We start from the raw sequence: 18935 nt of genomic DNA, 5'->3' as shown, positions 1-18935 counted from the left end.
CCTGAGACTATTTACAGTTTTATTTTGTCTTTTCTCATTAACTCCTACGCTGATTATATGCATGGAGATTCTTTTGGTGAGGAACGTACATGGTAACGCCTATTACTCTACCGTCATTCGATGAACTAGCCGCAATGGCCAAGGACAACCCCGAGAAGTTGAGTCGACTGCGTCACGACTTGTCCCAGCAGTTTATCGCTACCTGTTCTGATGAGATGCAGCCTCGACTGCACGCTCAACAATCTCACATTGAACGGGTTTTACAGCGCGCCAAAAACCCCATTCACGCCAATGTGTTATTACGTCAAGAATTGCATCGTCAAATCGTTAAATTCTCGCAAGCCTTAAATGGAGAAGCGTCAGAGAGCAACAAAAGCGCCGATATTTTGCCTTTCTCTAAACCTGAAGAATGGCGCTAAACCAACAAAAAAGGGAAGCCATGCTTCCCTTTTTGATTGTTCGTCAATTTTATTGAAGCTCACGTCCATACTGGTTTTCGCCTTCTGTGCCTTTCATAAAGCCACATTCAACTAATATCCACAAACCACAAGCCAGCGCAGCAAAGGAGATAACACTTTGTACCATGGACGGCTGAGCTGCGGTTGCTGGATCCAATGTCGGCAGGCTCATTCGACCAAAGACCAATGGGATATTCAACAATAGCCACCAACTCGATTTATTACGATCATGCCAACGCTTTGCCGTAATCGCCAAATCTGGAATCAAGATAATGAGCAAGAAGATTGGCAACAAAATATGTACCAATGCAGGGAAGAGCACGTTCATACCTTGAGCAAAAATCATAATGGCAAGGTAATAACAGACATTCCACATCCAGAATGTTTTGCGTCCCACACGACCTTGAAACGAAAACAGTAACGATTTAAACGACATCACATAATCTCTTTTAATTGGTAATTTTTTGAAAGCAGCTTTTATCCATATCACGAACATTGACCGTCAAGCTCTTGATATGTCCCGCCTGCTCTCGAAGTACTTCCATTAACTTTCTCGAAAGCTCTCTTTTCTGTTCCTCAGTGCGACCTGACAAAAGTTCAAAGCTAATATGAACAAAATCTTCACTGTCTCCATACTCACCAATCAACCAATTGTGGCTACGTAAAGAGCGTGATTTCACAGAATCTTTCTCGAATAATCCACAGTTTAGCGTGACTCTGTGTAAGTCTTCCAGCAACCCCTGAACATTCAGTCTTTCGTCCGCTGTATTTGAGTACTCTAGTACAAGGTTTGGCATGGTACATCCCTATTTTTAACCATCAAGCGACAAGGTATAACAAGCTATAAGGAAAATTCCGAGAAGTATTCTATTATTCTGTTTACTGGATCACTGAGGTGAGCTTCTGGGCTTGTTTACTAGGATAAAACGTCAAAGCGATAAAGAAATGACCCCAATCATGATCTACATGAATTAATCTGTTATATTCTTTCGTAATCACGTTTATTTTTTACATTCGTTTTTTACAAACACTGATTTTGGAGAAAATCTCATGCGTCAACCTGTAGTTATGGGTAACTGGAAACTCAACGGCAGCAAAGCAATGGTAACTGAGCTGCTAACTGGCCTAAACGCTGAACTTGAAGGCGTAACTGGTGTAGACGTGGCGGTAGCTCCACCTGCACTATACATCGACCTAGCAGAGCGCGTAATCGCTGAAGGCGGCAACAAGATCATTCTTGGTGCACAAAACACAGACCTAAACAACAGCGGTGCATTCACTGGCGACATGTCTCCAGAAATGCTTAAAGACTTTGGTGCTTCTCACATCATCATTGGTCACTCAGAGCGTCGTGAATACCACAACGAATCTGACGAGTTCATCGCTAAGAAATTTGCTTTCCTAAAAGAAAATGGCCTGAAGCCAGTTTTCTGTATCGGTGAATCTGAAGCTCAAAACGAAGCGGGCGAAACTGAAGCAGTTTGTGCACGTCAAATCAACGCAGTAATCGACGCATACGGTGTTGAAGCGCTAAACGACGCTATCATCGCATACGAGCCAATCTGGGCTATCGGTACTGGTAAAGCAGCAACAGCTGAAGATGCGCAACGCATCCACGCTTCTATCCGCGCTCTAATCGCAGAAAAAGACGCTGCAGTTGCTGAGCAAGTAATCATTCAATACGGTGGTTCTGTTAAGCCAGAGAACGCTGAAGCATACTTCTCACAACCAGACATCGACGGTGCTCTAGTTGGTGGTGCATCTCTAGATGCTAAGAGCTTCGCAGCAATCGCTAAAGCAGCGGCAGCAGCAAAAGCTAAGTAATCGCTTATCGCATTACTGAAAAACAGGCTCATTCGAGCCTGTTTTTTTATGCCTTCATTTTATTGAGGCAAATAAAAACCGCGACTTAAGCCGCGGTTTTTATCTTTAGAATCGCTGTCAGTTAGAACAACTCTTCTGCAACCTTGAATAGGTCATCGCGAACTGGACGCTTCATGTTCTCGATCGCATCAATGATGTCATGGTGTACCAATTGCTCTTTCTGGATACCCACACAACGACCACCATGACCTTCCATTAGAAGGTGTACTGCATAGTTACCCATGCGAGACGCTAGTACGCGGTCAAACGCAGTTGGACGACCACCACGTTGGATGTGACCTAGAACCGTTGCACGAGTTTCACGACCAGTTGCAGTCTCAATTTCTTTAGCCAGCTCGTTAGCATCCATCATAAGCTCAGTCAACGCGATAATAGCGTGCTTCTTACCTTTCGCAATACCGTCTTGGATATTGTTGATAAGCTGATCTTTGTTCAAGCCAGTTTCTGGTGTGATGATGTACTCACAACCACCAGCAATCGCAGACATAAGCGTTAAGTCACCGCAATGGCGACCCATGATTTCAACGATTGAGATGCGTTGGTGAGATGAAGACGTATCACGTAGACGGTCAATCGCATCAATAACAGTGTTAAGCGCGGTCAGATAACCAATGGTGTAGTCAGTACCTGCGATATCGTTATCGATAGTGCCTGGTAGACCAATACATGGGTAACCCATTTCAGTCAGCTTCTTCGCACCCATGTACGAACCGTCACCACCGATAACTACTAGAGCATCGATACCGTGTTTCTTAAGGTTTTCAATCGCTTTTTCGCGGACTTCCACTTCTTTAAACTCTGGGAAGCGTGCAGAACCTAAGAAAGTGCCACCACGGTTAATAACGTCAGAAACGCTTGAACGATCCAGCTTTTGGATGCGGTCTTCGTACAGACCTAGGTAACCGTCGTATACGCCGTATACTTCTAAATCCGCTGACAAAGCCGTACGAACTACGCCACGTACCGCAGCATTCATACCTGGTGCATCACCACCACTTGTCAAAACACCGATTTTCTTAATCATGCTCACCCTCGATTTGGCAATCTAATTTCAATTTTGAGTGCACCGCCTGGTAGCGATACACGGAATTTGTTGTTATTGCTACGATTTTTCGATGTGTTCCCCAAAACATCACCGACGTAACTTTATTACTTATGTAAGAGTATTACAGTTTATAAGAACTATTGTGTTGATTCACATCAGAATCGCACTTTTTTATCATGAGCCTTGATAATAGACAATCGATTTTGAAGTTGCCATTCTCAATGCTTTCACAGTCACTTTTGTTTACGTATTGGTTACCAGCCCTGCTCTTTTTGCTGTTTTTCTTCCGACAGTACAACAGAGTATGGATCTTGATGGATAATGACATCCGCTTCAGGAAACTCCAGCATTAATCGCTCTTCTGCACAATCGGCAATTTTATGAGCATCAATCAGGCGCAAGTTATCATCTAACTCTAAATGCAGTTGAATAAAACGCACTGGTCCAGACATTCGTGTTCGTAGTTGGTGGACGCCGATGACACCTTCAACCTCGTTACACACTTCTCGAATTCTGACGAGTTCCTCTTCGGGAAGCTGCCTATCAAGCAATGACTGTATTGCTTCATAAGCCATCTTAACGGCGCTTACCAGTATGAAGATACCAATGCCGATGGCAAATACTGAGTCTGCTTGACCTATGCCATACCAACTCAAGGCGAGCGCGATCATAATAGCGGCGTTCATATACAAGTCAGTTTGATAGTGTAACGAGTCCGCCGCTATCGCCTGACTGCCTGTTTCGCGCACCACGTATTTCTGAAATGCAACTAGACCAGAGGTGACCACTAGCGCAAAAAAGCTGACATAGATGCCAAGCTCAGGCGAATTCAATTCATGAGGTCTAAAGAATCGTTCAACACCGTTTAAGATAAGAAAGCAAGCGGAGCCAGAAATGAACATAGCTTGTGCTAGAGCAGCTAACGACTCCGCCTTACCATGCCCAAAAGTATGTTCTTTGTCAGCAGGTTGCAGTGAGTAACGCACCACCAGCAAGTTAACCACTGATGCTGCAATATCTAGCAGTGAGTCGATCACTGACGCTAGCAGACTAACAGAACCTGTTATCCACCATGTAACCACTTTGGTAATAAGAAGGATAGTCGCGATCGTGGTAGCAGCCCATGCTGCGGTAGTCACCAACTTAGCGTAGTTGCCCTTTGTCATGCTTGCACTCGTTCCCTGTCTTGTTGCTAACACGGTATAAGTATACTGATAAATGATGACAAAAATAGAAAAAGCGTGCTGGATGTCACACCAAATGGTGACAAATATTCGGACAAGGCTCTGAAGACAGAATTCTTTAGTGCATCGTATAAACAAAAGCCCCTCTGACTAGGAAGCTCAGAGGGGCTATATATTATCGAGCCAAGATTTCGTTATAATTACTGAGCAGCACGCTTCTCCGCACGAGACTCCATTTTAGAGAAACACTTTTCCATTCGCTCTTGCTGAAGCTCTTTGAACTTCACTTTTTGCTCTGGCGTTAGAATATTAAGCATTTCATGTTGCTTCTCAAGCATTTGAACACGACGCTCTGTTTGTTGCTGTACCATTTCTGAAGCCAGAGCGTTCGCTGCATCCGCATCAAAGTTGTCAGCAAGTACTAGATCTTGCATCTTTTGTTGGCGAGCTTGCATTTCTGCTTTCTTAGCAGCAAAGTCACCCGAGAATTTCGCTTTCATGGCTTCTTTGTTTGCCTGACGAAGTTCTTTCATTTGCTCTTTCTGAGCATCCGTCAAGTCAAGTTCACGGAACATACGCTTACCATCGAAGCCACCGCACATCCCTTCGCCGCCTTTACCATGATGACCACCTTTGCCACCACCGTATGCCAATGCGCTTGCTGAACCTAATGCTAGTGGAAGAACCGTTGCAGCGATAACCAGTTTTTTTGAAAATTTCATAATCTTTACCCTTATGTGATTCATACCATGGCTGCCTCTGCAGCGCTTGAGTATAGAATAGGGTCTGGTGAGTAAAGTAACGTACAGTGAGCGTAAAGAATCGTAAAGATCGCTTTTTCTGATATTTAACGCTTTATTATTACAAGGCACAGGACAAGATAGAGGTAGTTTATGGCACACATACTTATCATTGATGACGATACCGAGCTAACCAGCTTACTTAAAGACATCTTGAGCTTTGAAGGATTTGAGATCTCTGAGGCTAATGACGGAATCGCCGGATTAGAAGCAATGCATCAGGATATCGATCTGGTATTGATGGATGTCATGATGCCACGGCTCAATGGTATGGATACCCTAAAGAAACTACGCGAAAAGTGGGAAACCCCTGTTTTGATGCTGACGGCTAAAGGTGAGGAAATAGATCGTGTTATCGGTCTAGAGCTTGGCGCCGATGACTACTTACCGAAACCGTTTAGTGATCGAGAACTGCTCGCTCGCATTAAAGCGATTCTTCGCCGCACTCAATCTAAGCCAGAATCAGCAACTGCTGATTGCCTTTCGTTCGACGATATTCAAGTTTTCCCAGGCAAACAAGAAGCTCACTGCCAAGGGCAGTTACTGGACTTAACTACTACAGAGTTTGCACTGTTACACTATTTCGTACAAAAACCAGGGGAGACCTTAACCAAAGAGTCTCTCAGTCTTGATGTGCTAGGGAAAAGGTTGTCTGCTTTCGATCGCGCCGTCGATATGCATGTCTCGAATTTACGTAAAAAACTCCCAGAAAAAGCCGATGGCAAACCACGTATCAAGACACTACGTGGACGCGGATATTTGTTGGTTAAGGAGTAATGATGAAACTGCCCAAGATAACCAGCCTTTATGGCCGTATCTTTGCCATATTCTGGTTTACCATGTTGTTGGTCCTCATTGCGGTACTTGCTTTGCCGCACCTTGATCCGCGCGTCACTAAAGAGATCTCCGGAGAGCCACTACAACAGTTATTGTCCTTAAGAGATAAAGTAGAGAAACGTTTTGAAGGACAAACCAACCTTGGGCGCATTATCTATCAGCTTGATAAACCTGAACCTAAACATATGGGTAACCGTAAGCCACGTAGCCCAAGTATGTTTATCGTCGATCAAGAAGGTAATATTCTCAGTACGCAAAAACACCCAGATTTTAAGACCAAAATCCTCAAGAATTTTATCACCTCTGTCGACTCATTCGATACACCGATGCAGAAATTGTATGGCCGCTACATGCTCGCAGGTCCCGTTCCGATTAAGTTAGCCAACCAAGATTTTTATCTTTATATAGGCTTACGTTGGACTGAGCCGCCACCGTTCTTACTGCGAATGTTTGATAAGCCATTCCAACTGCTATTTGCCGTGATGGCGGTCAGTACCCCACTACTCTTGTGGCTCGCATGGGCACTAAGCCAACCCGCAAGAAGATTGGAGCGTGCAGCGAAGCGAGTGGCAAACGGTGAGTTCAAACAGGATCCTGAGTTGGAAAAAGGCACATCCGAGTTCAAGCAAGCAGGCAGCAGCTTTAACCAAATGGTAATGGCCGTAAATCAAATGATCTCTGGACAGCAGCGTTTATTGTCCGATATTTCTCATGAACTACGCTCGCCACTCACCCGCTTGAGAATGGCAACGGCACTCGCAACTCGTAAGCAAGGTGAAAGCCAAGAACTATTGCGTATTGATACTGAAGCTCAACGGTTAGAACAGATGATTGGCGAGCTTTTAGAGCTGTCACGCATGAACACTGACAGCCATGTAACACGCGAGTCACAACCAGCTAGCAGCTTATGGGAAGAGATCTTCAGCGATGCGGAGTTTGAAGCAGAGCAAGTAGGCAAGACCTTACGCTTTACCACTATCCCAGACGTCACAGTCACTGGTAACCCAAAACTGCTCATGAGTGCTATTGAGAACATCGTAAGAAATGCCATTCGCTACGGCACAACCACTATTGATATCACCCTGTCTACTCATAAAGAGACATTGCTGATTACTGTGGAGGATGACGGTCCAGGCGTACCAGATGACGAGCTACAAGATATTTTCCGTCCTTTCTACCGCGTATCAACAGCTCGCGATAGAGATTCCGGAGGCACGGGTTTGGGACTTGCTATAACACAGAGCGCAATCTTGCAGCATAGTGGTCAGATAACAGCATCGCGAAGCCATTTAGGTGGTTTAAAGATGCATGTTGAGCTCCCGCTATAAAGTCGGCACGAAACTGACATTGTATTTATACTCAAATAGGCGCGGTATGTGGTAGCCTCGACGTCTTGCTCAAACACAGAATAAAGAGAACTCAGCCGATGAAAATCTTCAGCAACTTTGAAAGTGGCAATATCCAAGTAGTCAAAGCCGATGACAAAGATGATATCCAAGTTAAAATCGTCAACGACAATCAGTCAGAATTTTATCAGTGGTTTCACTTTCGCTTGGAGTCAACACCTGAGCTAGCACATACCATTAAGATCATAGACTTAGCTAAGTCAGCCTATCCAGAGGGCTGGAAGGGATACGATATTGTCGCGTCCTACGATCGTGAGGAGTGGTTCCGTATTCCTTGTGACTTTGACGGTGACACCTTGAGCTGTAGCTTCCTTCCAGAGAGAAGTTCAATGTACTTCGCTTACTTTGCTCCCTACAGCTACGATCGCCATCTCGATTTATTACACATGGCTCAAAACGAACACCACTGTACCCTTGAAACTCTAGGCCATACTCTTGATGGTAACGATATGTCGTTGCTAACGTTTGGTGAGCCAGAAGAAGGTAAGAAGAACATTTGGATCATTGCACGCCAGCATCCAGGTGAGTCTATGGCGGAATGGTTTATTGAAGGTCTAATTCAGCGTCTTGTTGATGACAGCGACACCGCCGCTCAAGCCTTACTTGAGCAAGCCGTTGTGTATGTGGTACCAAATATGAACCCTGATGGCAGCATTCGCGGCCACCTTAGAACCAATGCAGTGGGCGTGAACCTTAACCGTGAATGGCAAACGCCTTCTATGGAACAGAGTCCTGAAGTCCATCTAGTACGTGAACGTATGCTGCAAACCGGTGTGGATATGTTCCTTGATATTCACGGTGACGAAGCAATTCCATACAACTTTGCTGCTGGCTCTGAAGGGATCCCATCTTATGATGAGCGCTTAGCATCACTGGAATCAGCGTTCAAACAGGCACTACTGACTATCACACCTGAGTTCCAAGACGACTATGGCTATGATAAGGATGAACCGGGCAAGGCTAACCTAACGGTTGGCTCTAATTGGGTTGCAGAGCAATTTAAGTGCTTGTCTTACACCATTGAAATGCCATTTAAGGATAACAATAACTATCCCGATCCTTTCTACGGTTGGTCACCTGAGCGCAGTATTATGTTTGGTCGTGATATGTTGGCAGCGACATTAGCGGTCACTGATAAGCTGTAATCTGGGAGCGAACATCGTTTTTTTGTTCTCTCGTCACTACCTATTTACATATGCATGTGCAAGCAGGAATTTTCTTAAGGTCGAGTGATCGCTTTAGGTAGATCCCTGCCTGCGCAGGGATGACGTGATTATCAAGGTGACGTTATGCTTCGGGATGACGTCATTATTGTAATTAGTCGCCTCACGTTCTCATCACTTCGGGTATACTCAACTCATTATTTTATTTGAGTCGACACCCTATATGTTTGATATTGCCCTCTACGAGCCTGAAATTGCTCCAAACACCGGAAATATTATCCGACTTTGTGCCAACTGTGGCGCAAACCTACACCTAATTGAGCCACTTGGTTTTGATTTAGAAGAGAAGAAAGTGCGTCGCGCCGGTCTCGACTATCATGATCTAGCTCGCGTCAAACGTCATAAAGACTACGCCGCCTTTATCGCTTACCTTGAAGAGAACAATCCGAGCTACCGCTTGTTTGCTTGCACCACAAAAACCACCGGCCATCACACGGATGCGAAGTACCAACAAGGTGATGTATTGCTATTTGGACCAGAGACCCGCGGTCTGCCCGCAGAAGTGATTGAAAGTCTACCGATGGAGCAACGCATTCGCATTCCGATGATGCCAGATGCGCGCAGTTTAAACCTATCCAATGCGGTGGCGATTATTGCCTATGAAGCGTGGCGACAGTTTGGTTTTGAAGGGGCGGTTTAAGCCCTTTATTAGCGAGAGCGTTAACCGAGCCTGAAATTTAGGCAATAAAAAACCCAGCACTAGGCTGGGTTTTCAATACATAACAAGAAGAAACTTATCAATTACTTGATTTTAGCTTCTTTGTACATAACGTGTTGGCGAACAACTGGATCAAACTTTTTGATCTCAAATTTGCCTGGCATGTTACGCTTGTTCTTGTCAGTTGTGTAGAAGTGACCAGTACCAGCAGATGATACTAGACGAATTTTCTCACGAATGCCTTTAGCCATTGCTTAATTCCTCTTATACGTTCTCGCCACGAGCACGGATATCAACAAGAACAGCATCGATGCCTTTCTTATCAATAATACGCATACCCTTAGCGGTCAGACGTAGTTTAACAAAGCGTTTTTCGCTTTCTACCCAGAAACGATGAGTTTGTAGGTTCGGCAGAAAACGACGCTTGGTAGCATTTCGTGCGTGTGAACGGTTGTTACCCGTTACAGGACGCTTACCAGTTACTTGGCATACTCGGGACATGAATGTCTTCTCCAAATCGTTTCAGCTCGATATCAACCTTGGTGGCCGAACCTCAATTATAAGAGGCCATAACCATTATGGAGTACCCATACAAGGCTATCAAAGGTCGCGCATTATACTAACTTGACATGCATTGCTCAAGACCCGAACAGATCCTTTTTTAAGGATTTGCTGATCTTTTTCACTTTGAGCTGATGTTGGTTGATAATTTAGTGCGCGAATCATAGCAGAAAATCACCAAAACAAAAGCTCTGTATCACAGTTATTACAATAAAATGTACTTTCTTCTATTTAGGCCGTTAAATCCAGCCTCTTTCTGCAAAAGAGACGACTTCCCCATCTCCAACGACAAAATGGTCCAAAACTCGAATATCAACTAAACCGAGTGCATCAGATAACCGTCTAGTGATACGCCTATCGGCTTGGCTGGGCTCTGCCACTCCCGAAGGATGATTATGAGCAAGGATTAAAGCCGCCGCATTATGATGCAGAGCGCGCTTTACCACTTCCCTAGGATAAACAGACGCAGCATCTATCGTACCTTCAAACATTATTTCATCGGCAATGACACGATTCTGGTTGTCTAAGAACAGAACATAGAAAGCTTCTCTATGCCTATCTCGCAGCACACTCATTAAATAGTGTTTAGTCTGCTCTGGACTATTTAAGCTATCTCCTCGCTGAATGGTCTCACATAAATAGCGCTGGCTCATTTCCAACACAGCTTGCAACTGAACGTATTTTGCCAGCCCCAACCCCTTACGCTGACAAAATGCCTCCTGACTAGCAGTAAACAGAGCTCTTAAGGAACCGAAATCTGACAACAAAGCATCTGCCAGTTGCACTACATTCATGCCTTTTGTTCCGGTACGCAGAAAAATGGCAAGCAGCTCAGCATCACTCAGAGCATGACTGCCTCTATTTAGCAGCTTCTCTCGAGGTAATGATTCACTAGGGAGATGTTTTAGAACCATGATGGATAGTTAAAGTAGAACTTCGGTCTCTGCTTTATTACTTAATTAGAAATAAATAGACAGGAGGCAACAAGTAAGCTGCGAATGAATACTCGTTAGTATGTAACTGCGAGGTTTATCAAACAGCAGTTTTGTAGGTAAGCCCCTTGAAAGTGGCGGGACATCAACGCATTTGGTATCTTAGCCGCAGAAAAATTTAAGGAGCTGGTTATGCAAACATTAGCTGGAAAGAAAATACTATTGGGCATTAGCGGTGGTATCGCAGCCTACAAATGTGCAGAGCTAACGCGTCGACTCATCGAGCGCGGCGCAGAAGTGCAAGTCGTCATGACGAAAGCGGCCAAAGAGTTCATTACCCCTCTCACCATGCAAGCCGTCTCAGGCAGACCAGTCTCCGATAGTTTACTCGACCCTGCTGCAGAAGCTTCCATGGGTCATATTGAATTAGCTAAGTGGGCTGACCTTGTTCTTCTAGCCCCAGCGACTGCCGACCTTATTGCTAGAATATCAGCGGGCATGGGGAATGACTTACTGTCGACGCTGGTTCTGGCTACCGACGCTCCTGTTGCCGTATCACCGGCAATGAATCAACAAATGTACCTTAACGTAGCGACCCAAGAAAACATTGCCACACTCGCGCGTCGAGAAATGATGATCTGGGGACCCGCTGCTGGTGAACAAGCCTGTGGTGACGTTGGTCCAGGACGCATGCTTGAGCCAATGCAATTGGTCGAGAAATGTGAGCAGTTCTTTGGTCCTAAGCCATTGTCGGGCAAGTCGGTTGTGATCACCGCAGGCCCAACTCGTGAGGCTATCGATCCTGTCCGTTATATTTCTAACCACAGCTCTGGAAAAATGGGCTTCGCTTTGGCTCAAGCAGCACAGCAGCTCGGAGCTGAGGTTACGTTGATTTCAGGTCCAGTTTCTCTCCAAACGCCAAATGGAGTAAAACGCATTAACGTTGTCAGTGCCGAAGAGATGCATCAAGCGGCTATGGCCAATGCCACCCATCACGATATTTTCATTGGCTGCGCCGCTGTAGCCGACTATCGCCCTGTCGATATTGCCGCTCAAAAAATCAAGAAAACTGCAGATAACGATGATATGCATATCACTATGGTGAAGAATCCTGACATCATTGCCTCAGTGGCTTCGTTATCAGCATCACGTCCTTTTACTGTAGGTTTTGCCGCTGAGACACAAGATGTCGAGGCATACGCCTTAGATAAGCTACAACGTAAGAATCTGGATATGATTTGTGCAAATGATGTATCTATCGCTGGTCAAGGCTTTAACAGTGACTCGAATGCGATTACCGTATATTGGCAAGGCGGTAGCAAGTCATTAGGCAGCGCAATGAAAACTGAGTTAAGTCACGCCATTTTGGAAGCTATCTCAGAGCAGCTAGCATAAATCTAATGAGACAAGGTGGCACAGGCTGTTTGTGTTACTCATAGGCAAACTGCTTATCACAGAGTGCCTTTCCGTTAATGTACTCTCCTAAACAGAGATTGTTACACAGTTCAACCATTTACCACGTTGAACTGTGTAGTTATAAGCCGCTTAGGTACACTAACAGATCTACTTATGGGCGATATCGTGCTGAAATTGGCATGCAGTAATCAAAAGGAAAAGGATTTATGTCCGCTACGAAAAAGTCGAATAGAAAAGAGGAAATCCTTCAAGCACTCGCTCAAATGCTTGAGTCTAATGAAGGAACATCTCGCATCACCACCGCAAAGCTTGCCAAGCAAGTTGGGGTGTCTGAAGCAGCCCTCTATCGTCATTTTCCCAGCAAAGCCCGTATGTTCGAAGGGCTTATCGAGTTTATTGAAGAATCTTTAATGTCTCGAATTAACCGCATTCTCGATGAAGAAAAAGACACACTGACACGTATTCGCCTGGTACTTCAATTGATACTCGTTTTCTCCGAACGCAACCCAGGATTAAGTCGCATTCTTTCTGGTCATGCTCTAATGTTTGAGAATGAACGATTACGCGACCGAATTAATCAGCTTTATGAAAGAATTGAGACATCTTTGCGTCAAATCCTTCGTGAGCGCAAAATTCGCGAAGGTAAAAGCTTCCCTGTTGATGATAAAATTCTAGCAGCACAACTGCTTGGTCAAGTTGAAGGTAGCTTAAACCGCTTTGTTCGCTCTGACTTTAAATACACGCCAACGTCCACCTTTGATGAATACTGGGCGTTACTCAAACTACAATTGCAGTAAACTGAATGAAAACAGATAAAAAGCCAGACTTTACCTTGTCGTTACTTCACCCTAAATATTGGGGAGTATGGTTCGGGTTTGGTCTACTCGCACTGATTGTAAATTTGCTTCCTTATTCACTCCTCTTCAAGTTAGGCCGAGGTTTGGGCAAATTTGGGATGCGTTTTGGTGGTAAACGAGCCAAGATAGCCAAACGCAATTTAGAGCTCGCCTTCCCTGAAAAAACACCGCAAGAGCATGATGCCTTTATAGAAGAGAACTTCAAGAATTCAGGTATGGCTTTGATTGAAACAGGGATTACCTGGTTTTGGCCAACATGGCGCTTCAAGCGTATTTTGGTTGCAAAAGATATCAGTGCGCTCGAAAAACATGAATCAGAAGGTAAAGGTGTACTGTTGTGCTGTGTGCATGCATTAAACCTCGAAATTACCGCTCGAGCTTTTGCAGTGTTAGGGCTTCCCGGTTATGGTGCTTATCGTCCTCATAGCAACCCTGCTTATGAGTTCATCCAATATAGAGGCAGAACCCGAAATGGCAATAAATTGATCTATCGTACAGACCTCAAATCGATGATCCGCGTAATGCGTCAAGGTCACCGCTTGTTCTATTTACCAGATCAAGACTATGGCCACAATAAGAGCGTTTTTGTACCTTTCTTCGCCGTAAAAGAAACTTGTACAACAACAGGTACTAGTATTTTGGCTTATACAAGCAAATGCGCTATTGTTCCTGGCTCTGGATTTAGGAACGAAAGGTGCAAATATGAAATCATCGCAAATCAATCCATTGAAGATGAATACCCGAAGAAAGATGAAGTTGCCGCGGCTGCCCTGATGAACCAATATGTCGAGCAAATTATCCTAAGAGCTCCAGAACAGTGGCTGTGGATGCACAAACGATTCAAATCTGTGCCAGATGAAACTCAAACTAACTCACGCTATCTTTAACTGTTAAGCCTTATGAGTAATCAAGAAAATATAGATAAAAACCTCTATAACCCTACTTTCCAATGGGCATTCTTACACCCAAAGCACTGGGGAACTTGGCTCGGTATTCTCTTTGCTGTTTTACTGGCTTTTGTACCCGCTAAACCACGCGATAAATTTGCCCGCTACATCTCTGGTATTATCGTTGGCAAAAATGGTCGTGTAGTCAGGCGTACTCGCCTCAATCTACAAAAGTGTTTTCCAGAAAAGTCCGAGCAAGAGATCCAGCATATTGTCGAAGAGACGTTTGCTAAAGCAGGTCAATACTTGTTAGGGTATTCAGAGTTTTTGATTCGCTCAACTAAACACAACCAGCAGCGTGGCATTATGATCGGTGAAGAAAATCTGATGCCTTTATTAGATGCTGGTGAGAATGTGATTATCTTAGCACCACACGCATGGGCTGTTGATTACCCGGCGGTGATGCTCGCTGCGCAAGGTTACAAAGTCGCAACGATCATGAAGCCACAAAACAACCCTATTGGTGACTGGCTGATGCATGTTCAGCGTATGCAATATGGTGGTCGTATCTTTGCTCGTAGTGCTGGAGTGAAACCATTCGTGCGCTCTATTAAAGATGGGTATATCGGATATTGGCTGCCTGATGAGGACCATGGCCCACAAAACTCAGTATTTGTGCCTTTCTTTGCCACAGAAAAAGCCACATTAAAAGGCTTTGGCAAAATGTCTCGATTATCGCGAGCAAAAGTAGTGCCCGTCCTGCCTGCCTATAACGACAAAACCAGCAAATACGAAGTGCATATTCTGCCTGCTATCGATAACTTCCCTACGGGTGATGAAGAGCAAGATGCACGGGCGATGAATAAAGCGATTGAAGATTTGCTACGAGATAAACCTGAACAGTATATGTGGAACTTATACCTTCTCGAAACCCAACGTGATGGTGTTCGTATCTACGACAATATCTAGTCACCAAGCATCAATCAAAAACAAAAGCGCTTGCCTCGGCAAGCGCTTTTGTTTGAATACAAGACACAAGATTACTGCTGACAATGGGAGCAAAAAAACGTGTTTCTTTGCCCGATTTTCATTTGTTCTATTGGTTCTCCGCACTGATGGCAAGGTTCGTTAGCTCGTCCATAGACTTGCAACTCTTGAGCAAAGTATCCTGGCTTACCATCCGATTGAGAAAAATCTTTTAACGTCGTACCACCTTGAGTGATCGCTTGTGCTAAAACACGCTTTATTTCTGAAACGAGTAACTGCCACTGAGTCAAAGTCACTTTATAAGCGGGTGTTGTTGGGTGTATTCCAGCGCTAAACAATGACTCACAAGCGTATATATTGCCTACCCCCACAACATTGGCGTTGTTCATAATGAAGGTTTTTACCGCCACACGTTTGTTTCTTGCTTTCTCCGACATCCAATCGGCACAAAACTCTTCAGTCAATGGCTCAGGACCACAGTTCGCTAGGAGTTCATGAGATTCTCCAGGCGCACACCAAAGCCAAGCTCCAAAGCGACGTGGATCGTTGTAACGCATCACTTTACCGTTACTCAAAACCAAATCAACGTGATCGTGTTTCTCCGCTTCAGGTGGGTTCTCAAGAACACGTAAACTTCCCGACATACCAAGGTGAACAATTGCCGTTCCTTTGTCAGTGTCTATCAGCAAATATTTAGCTCGACGACGAATCGACGTGATCGCTTGCCCATGTAACTGATGAATTTCTTGTGGGATCAACCAGCGCAATTGTCTTTGGCGTACCACAATTTCTTTAATGGTCTCATCCAATAAGTGTGGACTGATCCCAAGACGAGACACTTCTACTTCAGGTAACTCTGGCATAAGAGCCCTTTATTGATTGGATTCGGTAGGTATTAGACTACTGGCTTCAAAGCTGACTGCAACCCAATTTTCATCGTAGGTATTCAGCAGCCAGAATTTTTCAAGCTGATAGGCCGTAATACGTTGAGGCTCTTCTTTCTCCTGATACCACACCTCGACCGTCATTGGGTTTTCCAATACAGGTTTTAGTTTGGCGTAGGTCTTCTCATCCACAGGAGTCCCCTGAATGGCTCGCCAACGCTGAATGACACTAGCTGCGTCTGACGTCCATTTTTCAGGAATAGCATGCCAAGTCTCGTCATCAAGATAAAACTGTATGCCTGCGTAGTTAATTTCAATTGGACTGGCATTTGGATCCAGCACCAACCCAGTTAAAACCTGAGGCTCGACATCTTGTTCAATAAGATACTGCTTAATGAGATTTGGCGCCGCCATCAACAACATAAACGCCGAGATGGCGATAATTAATATGTTGTTCCAACGACGCTTGGTGAGCTTGAAACGTTTGAATATCACGTTAGTTTAACTTATTACGATCATCGTCATCCTTACGTTCGTATTCACCTTCAAAAGTATTGCCATCTTGGTGCTTGTCGAAAGGATTTTGTTGGAAAGGATCATGACCTTGGAAGCCGCCTTGGTGAAACCCTCCGTTAGACATGGTTTTCACTACCATTTTACTCATCAAATATTTCGCTATCGCCGCACGCGGTGCCGGTAATAGGACTAACATGCCAAGGGCATCCGTCATAAAGCCAGGGGTAAGCAATAGGACACCCGATACCGCTAGCATGACACCTTCAACAATTTGTTGTGCAGGCATTTCACCTTGCTGAAGTCGCGTTTGCACCGACATTAGCGTTTGCAAACCTTGGCTTCTTACTAAAGACGCACCCACAAAAGCCGTTAGTAAAACTAACCCGATTGTTGGCCACAATCCTAGGAAACCACCGACTTGAATAAACAACCCAATTTCGATAATTGGTACAAAAATAAACAGTAATAATAATATCGGAAACACAACGTCCTCCTTGGTTTGATGTCAGTTTACGCTGACCTAGAACCAAACCACAAATAAAATGCTCAGTTTCACCAGCCTAAAGCACAGATTTAGTTTTACAAAGTATAAATTTGAACAATAAATTCATGAATTTTTTTGATGGTTATCGCATCTCCGACTCGTTACGCAACGTTGTGCAAACTTTCGGTGAAAAAGGTGATCTGGATACTATTTTTATGTGCTACTTTGAGTAATATGTACCCCATAAGTCAGGACGTAATAACTAGCCAATTATTCTGGCGAATGGATTCTTAAAACAGATTTGGCAAATATACTGTAATCAACGCAGAACAATAATCTAAGGATCCAAAATATGGCTACAACCACACACGCTAATCCTGTAGCAACTCAAGCCACTCGTATTGAAGAAGATCTATTAGGCCAACGTCATGTCCCGGCGGATGCTTATTATGGCATTCACACGCTGCGCGCTATCGAAAACTTTAATATCTCCAACGTTACCATTTCTGATGTACCCGACTTTGTTCGCGGTATGGTAATGACCAAGAAAGCAGCCGCATTAGCCAACAGAGAACTAGGCGTCATTCCAAAAGACATCGCGCAATTCATCATTCAAGCATGTGATGTTATTTTGGAAACTGGCAAGTGCATGGACCAATTCCCATCTGACGTGTTCCAAGGCGGCGCAGGCACTTCTGTCAACATGAACACCAACGAAGTCATTGCTAACGTTGCGCTAGAGCTGATGGGTAAAGAAAAGGGTCAATATGAGTTCATCAACCCTAATGACCATGTAAATAAGAGCCAGTCTACCAACTGTGCGTACCCAACAGGGTTCCGCATCGCGGTTTACAACAGTGTTCGTAAACTCATTGATGCTATCGAGTATCTAAAAGGTTCATTTGAAGACAAGAGCCAAGAGTTCTCTACGATTCTAAAAATGGGCCGTACCCAGCTACAAGATGCCGTTCCTATGACTGTGGGCCAAGAATTCCATGCTTGGGCTGTCACTTTGAACGAAGAAATTCGTAACCTAGACTACACCTCTAAGTTACTGCTTGAAGTAAACCTAGGCGCAACAGCCATCGGTACAGGCCTAAACGCTGCAGAAGGTTATCAAGAGTTAGCCGTTAAACACCTAACTGAAGTCACAGGACTAGAATGTGTTCCAGCTGAAGATTTGATTGAAGCAACGTCAGACTGTGGCGCTTACGTAATGACACACGGCGCTCTAAAACGCTTGGCCGTTAAGCTATCTAAGATCTGTAATGATCTTCGTTTGTTGTCTTCAGGCCCACGTACAGGCTTGAACGAGCTGAACCTACCTGAGCTTCAAGCTGGTTCATCCATTATGCCAGCTAAAGTAAACCCTGTAGTGCCTGAGGTGGTTAACCAAGTGTGCTTCAAAGTACTTGGTAATGACAACACTATCTCATTTGCAGCAGAGGGTGGACAGCTTCAGCTTAACGTGATGGAGCCAGTCATTGCACAAAGCATGTTTGAGTCTCTCGATATTCTGAAGAATGCCTGCATTAACCTTCGTGATAAATGTGTAGATGGCATCACCGTTAATAAAGAAATCTGTGAGGGCTATGTCTTTAACTCTATTGGTATTGTGACTTACCTAAACCCTTATATTGGTCACCACGAAGGCGACATTGTGGGTAAGATTTGTGCTGAAACTGGTAAGAGTGTTCGTGAAGTAGTGCTTGAGAGAGGGCTACTTTCAGAAGAAGAGCTCGATGACATATTCTCAGTAGACAATCTGATGAAACCTCAGTATAAAGCGAAACGCTACGAGTAATACTGCAGTTAAGGCTCTCCTTTTGGGGAGCCTTTTTAGTTGTTACTTTGCCAAATTAAAGACTTTATAAAATTCAAATAACACGACATAAACAAATATCTTCCGTCATTTA

General features: G+C 44.4%; 22 protein-coding genes. 11 read left to right on the top strand and 11 right to left on the bottom strand.

Features of this window, described 5'->3' with window-relative positions; all coding sequences use genetic code 11:
• The first annotated feature begins 89 nt into the window (after nt 1-89).
• The gene (locus JKJ11_RS01220) at nt 90-419 is read left to right on the top strand and encodes a DUF3135 domain-containing protein (protein WP_038223815.1); all 330 of its coding nucleotides are present in this window, start codon (nt 90-92) and stop codon (nt 417-419) included.
• A gap of 49 nt (nt 420-468) precedes the next feature.
• Here JKJ11_RS01220 and JKJ11_RS01215 read toward each other — a convergent pair whose 3' ends face one another.
• Complete coding sequence (locus tag JKJ11_RS01215; RefSeq protein ID WP_252038660.1) at nt 469-894, bottom strand: DUF805 domain-containing protein; 426 nt, start codon at nt 892-894, stop codon at nt 469-471.
• A 13-nt stretch (nt 895-907) separates the two neighbouring features.
• Nucleotides 908-1255 (bottom strand): 5-carboxymethyl-2-hydroxymuconate Delta-isomerase, encoded by a 348-nt coding sequence (locus JKJ11_RS01210; RefSeq protein WP_038223817.1) that lies wholly within the window; start codon nt 1253-1255, stop codon nt 908-910.
• A 253-nt stretch (nt 1256-1508) separates the two neighbouring features.
• Between JKJ11_RS01210 and tpiA the strand changes: the two genes are divergently transcribed.
• Complete coding sequence (gene tpiA / locus JKJ11_RS01205) at nt 1509-2282, top strand: triose-phosphate isomerase (RefSeq protein ID WP_006075481.1); 774 nt, start codon at nt 1509-1511, stop codon at nt 2280-2282.
• Between the two features lie 121 nt (nt 2283-2403).
• Here the strand turns inward: tpiA and pfkA are convergent, their stop codons facing one another.
• From pfkA to JKJ11_RS01190, 3 genes are all read right to left on the bottom strand, one after another.
• Entirely contained in the window at nt 2404-3366 is a 963-nt protein-coding gene (pfkA, locus tag JKJ11_RS01200) for a 6-phosphofructokinase (RefSeq protein ID WP_062461752.1), read from the bottom strand.
• A 275-nt stretch (nt 3367-3641) separates the two neighbouring features.
• A complete protein-coding gene (gene fieF / locus JKJ11_RS01195; protein WP_124940533.1) occupies nt 3642-4553 on the bottom strand; it encodes a CDF family cation-efflux transporter FieF in 912 nt (303 codons plus the stop codon).
• Between the two features lie 218 nt (nt 4554-4771).
• Nucleotides 4772-5293 (bottom strand): CpxP family protein, encoded by a 522-nt coding sequence (locus JKJ11_RS01190; RefSeq protein ID WP_107307343.1) that lies wholly within the window; start codon nt 5291-5293, stop codon nt 4772-4774.
• A gap of 171 nt (nt 5294-5464) precedes the next feature.
• On the opposite strand from JKJ11_RS01190, the gene JKJ11_RS01185 reads away from it, so the two are divergent.
• From JKJ11_RS01185 to trmL, 4 genes are all read left to right on the top strand, one after another.
• Nucleotides 5465-6148 carry a response regulator gene (locus tag JKJ11_RS01185; protein ID WP_124940532.1) on the top strand — a complete coding sequence of 228 codons (684 nt, stop codon included), beginning with the start codon at nt 5465-5467 and terminating at the stop codon, nt 6146-6148.
• Nucleotides 6149-6150: 2 nt separating this feature from the next.
• A complete protein-coding gene (gene cpxA / locus JKJ11_RS01180) occupies nt 6151-7536 on the top strand; it encodes an envelope stress sensor histidine kinase CpxA (protein ID WP_124941211.1) in 1386 nt (461 codons plus the stop codon).
• Between the two features lie 98 nt (nt 7537-7634).
• Nucleotides 7635-8759, top strand: coding sequence for a M14 family metallopeptidase (locus tag JKJ11_RS01175; RefSeq protein ID WP_252038659.1), 1125 nt, complete (start codon nt 7635-7637; stop codon nt 8757-8759).
• A gap of 241 nt (nt 8760-9000) precedes the next feature.
• Nucleotides 9001-9477, top strand: a complete 477-nt coding sequence (trmL, locus tag JKJ11_RS01170) for a tRNA (uridine(34)/cytosine(34)/5-carboxymethylaminomethyluridine(34)-2'-O)-methyltransferase TrmL (protein WP_171390012.1) — start codon at nt 9001-9003, stop codon at nt 9475-9477.
• 101 nt (nt 9478-9578) lie between these two features.
• Here trmL and rpmG read toward each other — a convergent pair whose 3' ends face one another.
• From rpmG to radC, 3 genes are all read right to left on the bottom strand, one after another.
• Nucleotides 9579-9746, bottom strand: coding sequence for a 50S ribosomal protein L33 (gene rpmG, locus JKJ11_RS01165; protein ID WP_002535344.1), 168 nt, complete (start codon nt 9744-9746; stop codon nt 9579-9581).
• Nucleotides 9747-9759: 13 nt separating this feature from the next.
• Nucleotides 9760-9996, bottom strand: coding sequence for a 50S ribosomal protein L28 (gene rpmB, locus JKJ11_RS01160; protein ID WP_004728407.1), 237 nt, complete (start codon nt 9994-9996; stop codon nt 9760-9762).
• Between the two features lie 299 nt (nt 9997-10295).
• Nucleotides 10296-10970 (bottom strand): RadC family protein, encoded by a 675-nt coding sequence (gene radC / locus JKJ11_RS01155; RefSeq protein WP_107307341.1) that lies wholly within the window; start codon nt 10968-10970, stop codon nt 10296-10298.
• Nucleotides 10971-11180: 210 nt separating this feature from the next.
• On the opposite strand from radC, the gene coaBC reads away from it, so the two are divergent.
• The 4 genes from coaBC (at nt 11181) to lpxM (ending at nt 15117) form a co-directional block, all read left to right on the top strand.
• Complete coding sequence (gene coaBC, locus JKJ11_RS01150; protein WP_198557246.1) at nt 11181-12383, top strand: bifunctional phosphopantothenoylcysteine decarboxylase/phosphopantothenate--cysteine ligase CoaBC; 1203 nt, start codon at nt 11181-11183, stop codon at nt 12381-12383.
• A gap of 227 nt (nt 12384-12610) precedes the next feature.
• Nucleotides 12611-13201 carry a nucleoid occlusion factor SlmA gene (gene slmA, locus JKJ11_RS01145; RefSeq protein WP_006075426.1) on the top strand — a complete coding sequence of 197 codons (591 nt, stop codon included), beginning with the start codon at nt 12611-12613 and terminating at the stop codon, nt 13199-13201.
• A gap of 5 nt (nt 13202-13206) precedes the next feature.
• A complete protein-coding gene (lpxL, locus tag JKJ11_RS01140) occupies nt 13207-14148 on the top strand; it encodes an LpxL/LpxP family Kdo(2)-lipid IV(A) lauroyl/palmitoleoyl acyltransferase (RefSeq protein WP_006075425.1) in 942 nt (313 codons plus the stop codon).
• Between the two features lie 12 nt (nt 14149-14160).
• Nucleotides 14161-15117: a lauroyl-Kdo(2)-lipid IV(A) myristoyltransferase gene (lpxM, locus tag JKJ11_RS01135; RefSeq protein ID WP_252038658.1), complete on the top strand. Its 957-nt coding sequence runs from the start codon at nt 14161-14163 to the stop codon at nt 15115-15117.
• Between the two features lie 71 nt (nt 15118-15188).
• On the opposite strand, the gene mutM is transcribed toward lpxM, so the two are convergent.
• The 3 genes from mutM to JKJ11_RS01120 are packed head-to-tail and all read right to left on the bottom strand — an operon-like array spanning nt 15189 to nt 17019.
• Entirely contained in the window at nt 15189-15998 is an 810-nt protein-coding gene (mutM, locus tag JKJ11_RS01130) for a bifunctional DNA-formamidopyrimidine glycosylase/DNA-(apurinic or apyrimidinic site) lyase (protein WP_006075423.1), read from the bottom strand.
• Nucleotides 15999-16007: 9 nt separating this feature from the next.
• The gene (locus tag JKJ11_RS01125) at nt 16008-16514 is read right to left on the bottom strand and encodes a hypothetical protein (RefSeq protein WP_051647213.1); all 507 of its coding nucleotides are present in this window, start codon (nt 16512-16514) and stop codon (nt 16008-16010) included.
• A 1-nt stretch (nt 16515) separates the two neighbouring features.
• Nucleotides 16516-17019, bottom strand: a complete 504-nt coding sequence (locus tag JKJ11_RS01120) for an FxsA family protein (RefSeq protein ID WP_031493359.1) — start codon at nt 17017-17019, stop codon at nt 16516-16518.
• A gap of 352 nt (nt 17020-17371) precedes the next feature.
• Between JKJ11_RS01120 and aspA the strand changes: the two genes are divergently transcribed.
• Complete coding sequence (gene aspA / locus JKJ11_RS01115; protein WP_006075419.1) at nt 17372-18823, top strand: aspartate ammonia-lyase; 1452 nt, start codon at nt 17372-17374, stop codon at nt 18821-18823.
• Nucleotides 18824-18935: the final 112 nt, after the last annotated feature.

Origin of the sequence: Vibrio sp. SCSIO 43133 (assembly GCF_023716845.1) — a bacterium.
Lineage (GTDB): Bacteria > Pseudomonadota > Gammaproteobacteria > Enterobacterales > Vibrionaceae > Vibrio > Vibrio mediterranei.
Note: the sequence above shows the minus strand (reverse complement) of the source record. Positions and strands in the feature narration are given on the sequence as shown.

Coding starts and splice junctions, on each gene's coding strand:
- aspA (WP_006075419.1), top strand. CDS start 17,372: ATGGCTACAACCACACACGCTAATCCTGTAGCAACTCAAGCCACTCGT.
- cpxA (WP_124941211.1), top strand. CDS start 6,151: ATGAAACTGCCCAAGATAACCAGCCTTTATGGCCGTATCTTTGCCATA.
- coaBC (WP_198557246.1), top strand. CDS start 11,181: ATGCAAACATTAGCTGGAAAGAAAATACTATTGGGCATTAGCGGTGGT.
- lpxL (WP_006075425.1), top strand. CDS start 13,207: ATGAAAACAGATAAAAAGCCAGACTTTACCTTGTCGTTACTTCACCCT.
- rpmG (WP_002535344.1), bottom strand. CDS start 9,746: ATGGCTAAAGGCATTCGTGAGAAAATTCGTCTAGTATCATCTGCTGGT.
- fieF (WP_124940533.1), bottom strand. CDS start 4,553: ATGACAAAGGGCAACTACGCTAAGTTGGTGACTACCGCAGCATGGGCT.
- trmL (WP_171390012.1), top strand. CDS start 9,001: ATGTTTGATATTGCCCTCTACGAGCCTGAAATTGCTCCAAACACCGGA.
- slmA (WP_006075426.1), top strand. CDS start 12,611: ATGTCCGCTACGAAAAAGTCGAATAGAAAAGAGGAAATCCTTCAAGCA.
- tpiA (WP_006075481.1), top strand. CDS start 1,509: ATGCGTCAACCTGTAGTTATGGGTAACTGGAAACTCAACGGCAGCAAA.
- JKJ11_RS01175 (WP_252038659.1), top strand. CDS start 7,635: ATGAAAATCTTCAGCAACTTTGAAAGTGGCAATATCCAAGTAGTCAAA.
- JKJ11_RS01190 (WP_107307343.1), bottom strand. CDS start 5,293: ATGAAATTTTCAAAAAAACTGGTTATCGCTGCAACGGTTCTTCCACTA.
- JKJ11_RS01220 (WP_038223815.1), top strand. CDS start 90: ATGGTAACGCCTATTACTCTACCGTCATTCGATGAACTAGCCGCAATG.
- radC (WP_107307341.1), bottom strand. CDS start 10,970: ATGGTTCTAAAACATCTCCCTAGTGAATCATTACCTCGAGAGAAGCTG.
- JKJ11_RS01215 (WP_252038660.1), bottom strand. CDS start 894: ATGTCGTTTAAATCGTTACTGTTTTCGTTTCAAGGTCGTGTGGGACGC.
- mutM (WP_006075423.1), bottom strand. CDS start 15,998: ATGCCAGAGTTACCTGAAGTAGAAGTGTCTCGTCTTGGGATCAGTCCA.
- JKJ11_RS01210 (WP_038223817.1), bottom strand. CDS start 1,255: ATGCCAAACCTTGTACTAGAGTACTCAAATACAGCGGACGAAAGACTG.
- rpmB (WP_004728407.1), bottom strand. CDS start 9,996: ATGTCCCGAGTATGCCAAGTAACTGGTAAGCGTCCTGTAACGGGTAAC.
- JKJ11_RS01185 (WP_124940532.1), top strand. CDS start 5,465: ATGGCACACATACTTATCATTGATGACGATACCGAGCTAACCAGCTTA.
- lpxM (WP_252038658.1), top strand. CDS start 14,161: ATGAGTAATCAAGAAAATATAGATAAAAACCTCTATAACCCTACTTTC.
- pfkA (WP_062461752.1), bottom strand. CDS start 3,366: ATGATTAAGAAAATCGGTGTTTTGACAAGTGGTGGTGATGCACCAGGT.